5 protein-coding genes are annotated in these 6,027 nt (G+C 58.6%); 1 reads left to right on the forward strand and 4 read right to left on the reverse strand.

Annotation, left to right across the window (positions count from 1 at the left end; all coding sequences use genetic code 11):
* Positions 1-2 precede the first annotated feature (2 nt).
* From EBBID32_RS21505 to EBBID32_RS21520, 4 genes are all read right to left on the reverse strand, one after another.
* Positions 3-854 (reverse strand): FAS1-like dehydratase domain-containing protein, encoded by an 852-nt coding sequence (locus EBBID32_RS21505; RefSeq protein WP_006967042.1) that lies wholly within the window; start codon positions 852-854, stop codon positions 3-5.
* Positions 854-2,449 carry an acyl-CoA dehydrogenase family protein gene (locus tag EBBID32_RS21510; RefSeq protein ID WP_006967043.1) on the reverse strand — a complete coding sequence of 532 codons (1,596 nt, stop codon included), beginning with the start codon at positions 2,447-2,449 and terminating at the stop codon, positions 854-856. The genes EBBID32_RS21505 and EBBID32_RS21510 overlap by 1 nt, the downstream gene beginning before the upstream one ends.
* 191 nt (positions 2,450-2,640) lie before the next feature.
* On the reverse strand, positions 2,641-3,840 hold the full coding sequence (locus tag EBBID32_RS21515) for a CoA transferase (protein ID WP_006967044.1): 1,200 nt from the start codon (positions 3,838-3,840) through the stop codon (positions 2,641-2,643).
* A gap of 251 nt (positions 3,841-4,091) precedes the next feature.
* Positions 4,092-4,922, reverse strand: a complete 831-nt coding sequence (locus tag EBBID32_RS21520) for a phytanoyl-CoA dioxygenase family protein (protein ID WP_081628156.1) — start codon at positions 4,920-4,922, stop codon at positions 4,092-4,094.
* 178 nt (positions 4,923-5,100) lie between these two features.
* Here EBBID32_RS21520 and EBBID32_RS21525 point away from each other — a divergent pair, with 178 nt between their 5' ends.
* Entirely contained in the window at positions 5,101-5,679 is a 579-nt protein-coding gene (locus EBBID32_RS21525; RefSeq protein ID WP_037492407.1) for a TetR/AcrR family transcriptional regulator, read from the forward strand.
* The last annotated feature ends 348 nt before the right edge of the window (positions 5,680-6,027 follow it).

The following is a 6,027-nucleotide window of genomic DNA, read 5'->3' on the forward strand; positions in this document are numbered from 1 at the left end:
CCTCACAGAACGCCGTTAGCGCTCATAATATTGCGGCCGTCCGCCGCGAAAGCACCCAGTTCCAGAACATTATCTATCCGTCGAAGCACCAAGTGCAGGGCTTCTCCGCAAATTCCCGGCGAATTGCCACGGAAGGCAAAGCTCTTAAGCACGTTATCTCCAAACTCTCGTCGTGCCAGATCGAGGAGCAGGGTAGCCGTCAGCGGACCATGCACGACCAAGCCGCGAAAACCTTCTTCGGCTGTGGCATAAGGCAAGTCGTAGTGGATACGGTGGCTATTGAATGTCAGTGCGGAAAAGCGGAAAAGCAGCGGTTCGCTAGGCGTGACCACACGATGCACCTGCCAGGGCGCTGGATCGAACCGTCCCTCGTCGAGCGCCAAAGGCGCCAGCGGGCTGCCGACCGGTGCTGGTTCGCGATAGACGATCGACTGGACCTCGCTCACCGCCAGACCTTGCTCTCCGTGTGTTTCGTGCTCTACGTCAACGAAGACTAGCACGCCTGAACCGCCTCGCTTGGCATTGATCGAGGCAACCCTAGACACCCGGTGCACCACCTCGCCCCGTCGTAGTGGCGCATGAAATTGAATCGCGCTCGATGCCCACATGCGGCGCGGAAGATCGACCGGCGGCAAGAAGCTGTCGGGGTTCTCGTCGCGGCGCGGATGGCCATCAATGTTGAGCACGGCGGTAGGCGCATCGGGCACGCACAGACACCAGTGGAAGGCCTGCGGGACCAATCCATCGGGGGGAGAATCACGATCGAGACTGGCCAGCCAGCGGATGACATGGCCCTCATCGATCCGATCCTGACGTTGTTCCTCACGGCCGATCCAGTCGCTCCACTCGCTCATCAGTTGCGCCCTCCTACCATTCCTTTGGCGATTACCTGTGCCTGGATTTCGGCAGCGCCCTCGAAGATGTTGAGGATGCGCGCGTCGCACAGGACGCGGCTGATCTCGAATTCGAGTGCGTAGCCGTTGCCGCCGTGAATCTGCAATGCAGCATCTGCATTGCTCCACGCTGCGCGAGCGCCCAGCAGTTTTGCCATGCCCGCCTCGATATCGCAGCGTTTGCCCGAATCCTTGGCCCGCGCCGCCTCGTAAGTCAGTTCACGAGCCAGGACCATATCGACCAAGCTCATCGCCAGCTTGTCTGCCACGCGCGGGAATTTGACGATCGTCTTACCGAACTGCTTGCGGTTCAGTGCATAGTCGAGCCCCAGTTCGAGCGCACGGCGCGCCACGCCGACGGCACGCGCAGCGGTCTGGATACGAGCACCCTCGAAGGTGCGCATCAACTGCTTGAAACCCTGACCCTGTTCGCCGCCCAGCAGCGCGTCGGCCGGCGCGCGCAGACCGTCGAAGGACAGCGAATACTCACGCATACCGCGATAGCCGAGCACCTCGATCTCGCTGCCGGCCATGCCTTCGGCGGGGAACTGGTCGGAAGCGGTACCCCGCGGCTTGGGAACCAGCAGCATCGACAGCCCCGAATAGCCCTTCGCGTCAGGCAGCGTACGCGTCAGCATCGTCATCAGGTCAGAGCGACTAGCGTGCGTGATCCATGTCTTGGCGCCGTTGATCACCCAGTCGCCCGAGGAGTCCTGCACGGCGCGAGTCTGCAGCGAACCGAGATCAGAGCCGACGTCCGGCTCGGTGAACACCGCGGTAGGCAGCACCTTGCCGCTTGCAATCAGAGGCAGCCAGTAGGCCTTTTGCTCCGCCGTCCCACCAAACACGATCAGTTCTCCGGCAATTTCCGAACGGGTGCCAAGCGAACCGGTGCCGATCCAACCCCGCGACAGTTCCTCTGTCACCAAACACATGACTAATTTGCTCAACCCCAACCCGCCGAATTCCTCGGGAATACACACCCCGAAGGTGCCAAGTTCGGCCATCCGCCGCACTGTCTCATCGGGAATCAACTCGTTGGCCAGGTGCCACTTCTGGGCATTGGGAATGATCTCGACGTCGGTGAACCGGCGGTACTGGTCGCGGATCGCATCGAGGTCGCTGTCGTGGAATGACTCCGACGGCCATTGTCCCTCGCCCAGCGCGGTCGCCACTTCTGCGCGCAGCTGCGCATGATCGCCATTGATTACGCCTAATGCCGCTTCGCGCAGAGCGAAGGCGGCTTCGCTAAGATCGAGGTCAATTGGGCGAAAAATCTCGTTCTGACCCATAGGCAGGCCGCCGGTCAATTGCGACACTATCTCGGCGAAGCCTAGCCGCGCGATCTTACCGTCCAAGGGATTGGCCGCGCCGTTGCGCTCCAACCAGCCAAGCACCGCGTGGAGAGCCGCAACCGAGGTCGCCACCCAGGCAAAGCCGTGCGCGGCGCGCTGCTCAGCATCAATCGGGTTAGCCTCCAACCGCCTCCTCAACGCCACAAGCGCCGCATCACGAAACACCAAAGCACCATTGATTGCCTGTTCTAGTTCCCGCATCATGCAGCCCTTTCAACGATTGCCGGCAAACCTTCACCCGCCGGCGCCCATCGTCTCGAACCCGACGTTTTCTTCTGGCCGCAGCACCTCTCGCACTATCTAAGCGCGGACTTGCTCGACGGATCGCTCATCACGCGACCGTCAGGCAACCACTCAAGCAGTTATCGAGTTCGGCGAGATAGTTAGATTTATCACTCGCTTGTTCCTACAATTCCGGCGTCAATCAGGCGACCAATCTCGCTCGAGTCTAGCTGAAGCCGCTCGGCGAGTACCTCTTCGCTATGCTGTCCGTTGCGCGGCGCGGGACAAGGAGCGGCACGTTCCATCTCCGACACACTGGCAAAGGCACCAGCAGCAGGGTAGACAAGCCCGCTTGGGTTGTGCGCCTGTCCAAAGATCGGATTATCTCTAACCATGATAGGATCGTCTACTGCCTCCAGCATGGTGCGATAGGCTGAATGGACTATCCCGCCAGCATCGAAGGCGACCACAAGTTCGGCATGCGTGCGGGCGGCGATCGCCGCATTAAACAAAGGAAATAATGCGTCACGATGAGCAAAGCGTAATCCGTCATCTTCCGCAAAACAAACACCTCGTTCGGCTTCTAGTCGAACCACCGCGTCTCCCACCCCAAGGGCGGCAACAAGATTGGCCCACTGTCGCGGCGTCACCACCACAACCATCGTGCGTACACCATCAGCTGTCACGAAATCGCGCCCGAACAGTCCATAGACCACATTCCCAAGCCGCGGACGATCAGTTCGTGCATACAGCATTTCGGCCACGCCGCCGAGGTTGGCGACGGTGCCGATAGCGACATCCGACAACGGCACTCTCACTTCGCAGCCTTGCCCCGTGGCATCACGGCGGCGCAGTGCCGACAGCAACGCAAAAGCAGCATAGGCACCAGTCAACAGATCCCAGGCGGGCAAAACATGGTTCACTGGCTCCGGCCCCGGCCCCGTCATCATCGGATAGCCGACCGCGTTATTCACGGTGTAATCAAGCGCCGGGGATCCGTCGGGCCAACCCATTACGCGTACCGTTACGAGATCGGGCCGTCCTGCGGCCAGCCTATCATGGCCAAGGAAGCCCTCAGCTGGGAAATTCGTGATCAGTTGCCCTGTGGAACGCGCCAGTGCTTGCAGCAGTTCACGCCCTTCCGGTCTGCCCAGATCGAGCGCGACCGACTTTTTCGCCCGATTGAGGTTCTCCCAGTAGAGTGAATCGTTTGATTCAGTAACCGGCCAGCGATGGAAGTCCGGGCCGCCGCCGATCTGGTCCACCCGGATCACTTCCGCGCCCATTTGTGCGCAATAAAGACCCGCCGAGGGCGAAGCGACGAAAGAAGATGCCTCCAAAACCGAAAGGCCGCGCAGCAACTCATACATGGTCCCGATTACTTTCGTTCACGGTTCCTCACACACACCCGCACCGGGCTGACAGCTGACGCCGCCTGCCAGACGCGCTGGGCTTTGAAGGAACCTCGATCCAGAATTCCATCCCGCCAGACTGATGGCTGTCCCAACTATCAAAGAGGCCGTGCATGATCCCGAGACATCATGCACGGCCAAATCGTGTCGCCAAAGCTCCATTCGGAACTAGAAAACGCCCCTTCACTGCCGAGGCGGATATCCGAACTTCATACGTTCCCTTCGTAGATCACCGGGAAACTCGGATGATCAATCACGCTCCACGGCTTCAGTTCGAGCCCGTTGGTATAGAAGCTGTCCGCGCCTGTGTACCGGGTGTCGGCGGGCAAATACATCCCTATGTACGACCAGCGGGGGCGGTTTGTGAGATTCGGACCGGTGCCATGAATCATCAGGTTGGTATGCACTGTCGCATCGCCAGGCTGCAGGGAGATCGGGTCCGTCTTTGTACAGGAATGTGCAAGTCGTGGTTCCCAGCTTTCCAGCGTCGCGGGATTGAGCAGATCACCCAGATTCCCAAGCTTATGGGAGCCGGAGTAAAATTGCATCGCGCCCATATCTGGCGTCACTTCGTCGAGCGCAATCCAGATATTCATGGTATTGGCTTCAAAGGCCATATGCTGCGTGGTATCTTGATGGAAATCCGTGCCCTTACCACGTTCGGTGTCAGCGGGCAGCTTGCAGGTGAGGTTGTTAAGGGTCAACCGGATTGAACTGTCGCGCCCGAACAAGCGGGCGGCGTTGCGCCCCAAGTCTTCCGACGAGGCAAGTTCACGAAATGCTTCGTCCTTTTCAGAAATCGGCACCGCCGTGCGAAACCAGCCCTGTGTTTTGACCTTGAGCACAGCCTTATCTGAAATCGGTTCGAGACCAGCACGACCATCCTCACCGAATATTCGCTTGGCTCGGCGAAGTAACTCCGCGGCGGCGCTGCGATTTATCAATCCCGGCAGTTTTACCCATCCGTTCTCGAAAAAAAACTCTACCTCCTCTTGCGTAACCGACCGAACTGCAAGGCCTTCGACTGCTTCAACTGTCATAACTTCCTCCGTGGCGAAATGAACTTGCGCAAGTCGAAACCGCTCCAGCGCTCCCAGCAATCCACTACTGCCTACATGGGCAATAGTGGATTGCTATCTCGCGTTGAGTGCGCTGTCAAGGACGGATAGGGGGATCATATCAGAACCAACGGCAACGCCGGGGAATAGGTAGGTGGTGATGCAGAAGCGGCGCAGATTACAGCCCGAACAATCGAAGGCGTTGATTCTTGAAGCCGCTGAACGACTCATTAGCAATCAGGGCGCCTCCGCCCTGACGGTTCGAGGCATCGCCACAGAAGCTGGCATGAACCCCTCCCTTGTGCGCTACTACTATGAAACGACCCAAGATTTGCTGATCGCTTTCTTCCAGCAGCTCGCTGAAGGACATTGTCGAAAAATCGACGAGGCACTGAAAGCGGAGCAGCCGCTCCAAGCCCTGTGGAACCTTCAGACCAGAGCTCCAAGCGGTCTGCTAACAATGGAAATCATGAGCCTCGGACACCGATATGAAGCACTGCGCGAACAACTTGTGATGCATGTAGAGGTAGTCCGGACAAAGATCGCGCGAGCTCTTCAGGAAGCATTTGAAAGGACCGACCGAAATCCAGGCACCGCATCTCCAGAAGGGGCCGCATTTGTTTTTCTGGCGGTTGCCGCCGCACTTGTAGCAGACCGAGGCCTCGATATTACCAAGGGAAATGCGGAAGGGACGCATCTGGTCGAAGCTTGGATCGCCGGATTGGAAAGTTCCAAATAGTCTAAGCAACGCCCAAATGAATGCATGTGGCGCGGGGCCCAGCCGTCCGCAAAGATTCAATCGCGCAATCTGTTTTGAGGCAACTGAGCGGCTTAGAAGAATGGTTTGAGGTTTGCAGGCCTATCCCTGGATAGGTGTGTGCGGATCGAAGAAAACGTCATGGTGGACACGAAGACTGCAAACTGGCCATGCGGCGGCTTGACAGTTGCTACCACCATGAGGTGATTGGGAGGGACGTTTGGATTGGAATTACACGCCTGAACAATTGGAGTTCCAGGGGCGGGTTCGGGATTTCATCGCCGCGAACAATGGGCCGGAGCTTGATACCGGGATCAGCTACGTTGCGGG

The organism is Sphingobium indicum BiD32, assembly GCF_000382885.1.
GTDB classification, from domain to species: Bacteria; Pseudomonadota; Alphaproteobacteria; order Sphingomonadales; family Sphingomonadaceae; genus Sphingobium; species Sphingobium japonicum_C.